The 1,871-nt window shown below is 70.1% G+C and carries 4 protein-coding genes; 1 reads left to right on the forward strand and 3 read right to left on the reverse strand.

Features of this window, described 5'->3' with window-relative positions:
- From JQN83_RS34415 to JQN83_RS32565, 3 genes are all read right to left on the reverse strand, one after another.
- On the reverse strand, positions 1-144 hold a 144-nt coding region (locus JQN83_RS34415), incomplete at its 3' end, for a polyketide synthase docking domain-containing protein (RefSeq protein ID WP_372444198.1).
- Between the two features lie 35 nt (positions 145-179).
- A complete protein-coding gene (locus JQN83_RS32560; RefSeq protein WP_307800024.1) occupies positions 180-389 on the reverse strand; it encodes a ferredoxin in 210 nt (69 codons plus the stop codon).
- Positions 386-1,591, reverse strand: coding sequence for a cytochrome P450 (locus JQN83_RS32565; RefSeq protein WP_208570990.1), 1,206 nt, complete (start codon positions 1,589-1,591; stop codon positions 386-388). Before JQN83_RS32565 ends, JQN83_RS32560 begins: the two co-directional genes overlap by 4 nt.
- 184 nt (positions 1,592-1,775) lie before the next feature.
- Here JQN83_RS32565 and JQN83_RS34420 point away from each other — a divergent pair.
- Positions 1,776-1,871: polyketide synthase docking domain-containing protein (locus JQN83_RS34420; RefSeq protein WP_357936072.1), on the forward strand; the 96-nt coding region annotated here is incomplete at its 3' end.

Genomic DNA, 1,871 nt, shown 5'->3' on the forward strand with positions numbered 1-1,871 from the left:
ATCCTGCTCCTCCACCTCGGCGAGGCGGGCGCGGGTCTGCCGCAGATCGACGGTGGCGCGCTTGAGGTACTCACGGAACTTGTCTTCGGAGTTCGACACGGGACAGGCCTTTCCGGGTGCCAGGGATGCGGGAACCCGGCCCACGCGCCCGGTGGGCGGGCTGTCGAGCGAAGCGGGAATCAGTCCCGCTCGTGCACGGAGATGGCGTTGCTCGGGCAGTGCCGGGCGGCGGTCCGGGCCTCCTCGTACCGGTCCGCCGTCGGCTCGGCGACCAGCACCACGGCGATGCCGTCCTCCTCGCGCTGGTCGAACAGGTCGGGGGCGGCGAGCACACACTGGCCCGAGCAGCAGCACTGCTCCTCGTCCACGGTCAGGCGCAGGAAACTCACCAGGTCACCTCCAGGGAGTGCAGGCCGTAGACGGTGGCCTCCTTGAACGGCTGCTCCTCGGGGGAGGTCAGCAGCTTCATGGCGGGCAGCCGGGCCAGCACCGTGTCGTAGACGATCTCGAGCTCGGCACGGGCCAGGTTCTGCCCGAGGCACTGGTGTACGCCGTAACCGAAGGCGACGTGGCCGCGGACGCCGCGCCGGAAGTCGATGGTGCCCGGGTCGGCGAAGACGTCGCCGTCGTGGTTGGCGGCGGCGGCGGAGGCGACGAAGCCCTCACCGGCGCGTACCCGGTCCGCGCCGAGGTCGATGTCGGCCAGGGCGACCCGGGCGGTGGGGTAGTCGACGATGCTGAAGTAACGCAGCAGCTCCTCGACGGCGTTCGGGGTCAGGGTGGGATCGTCGGTCAGCTGCGTCGCGAGCCGCTCGTCACGCAGCAGCGCGAGCAGGCCGAGGGAGATCATGCTCGCGGTGGTCTCGTGCCCGGCGAGCAGCAGCAGCATCGCGAACCCGGTGAGCAGCTCGTGGTCGTAGCAGTCCGCCGCCCGGTACTTCACCGACAGGCGACCCAGCAGGTCGTCGTCCGGATCGCCGTCCTTGCTGCTGACCAGGTCACCGAGGAAGGCGCGGAGCGCACCGAACGACTCCTGCCGCTGCTGCGGGGTGCTGACCCGGGCCAGCAACACCTCCGTGTGCCCCTGGAAGACCTCGCGGGAGCCGTACGGGACGCCGAGCAGCTCGCAGATGACCAGGGAGGGGACCGGCAGGGCCAGCTCCCGTACCAGGTCCACCGGGCGGGTCCCGATCGCCAGCAGCGCGTCGATCCGGTCGTCGACGATCTGCTGGATGCGCGGCCGCAGCTGCCGGATCCGGTGCACGGTGAACTCCGCGGCCACCATCCGCCGGTGCAGCGAGTGCTCCGGCTGGTCCATCGAGAGCAGGAAGCCCTTCTGCGCGAAGGCCTGCACGTTGGCGACGGTCGCCGGGAAACCGGGGTGGGCCCGGTTGGCACTGGTGGCGGGGTGGCCGAGCAGCGTGCGGACGTACTCGTGGCTGGTGGCCAGCCACGCCGTGTTGCCGTCCTGGAGGGTCACCCGGGACAGCGGCCGGGCGGCCCGCAGCTCGGCGTACTCGCGTGGTGGGGAGAACGGGCAGGTACGGGGCATGGGGAATGCCGGTGCGCCCGGAACGCCGTCTTCGGTCATGCCGGGAACCTAGGGACGGACTCTAAATTCACCCTTACCCGCGCCCGTCAGCGCCCGGTTTCCCCTCTCCGAGCAGGCGATTTAGAGCCCTGATAGGGCGATCTAAGTACGTACGCGGACAGTCCTGTGTAGTCCGATGGGTCTGCTCTCTTCAGACCCGCGACCCCCAGGGGGATGGCCCGCGATGGCAAACGAAGACAAGCTCCGTGAGTACCTCAAGCGGGTCACCACCGACCTGCAGCAGACCCGACGCCGACTGGCCGAGGTCGAGGGTGCCGAC

The sequence above is a fragment of the Micromonospora antibiotica genome (genome assembly GCF_017599305.1).
In the GTDB taxonomy this organism is placed as follows: domain Bacteria; phylum Actinomycetota; class Actinomycetes; order Mycobacteriales; family Micromonosporaceae; genus Micromonospora; species Micromonospora antibiotica.

Coding starts and splice junctions, on each gene's coding strand:
- JQN83_RS32565 (WP_208570990.1), bottom strand. CDS start 1,591: ATGACCGAAGACGGCGTTCCGGGCGCACCGGCATTCCCCATGCCCCGT.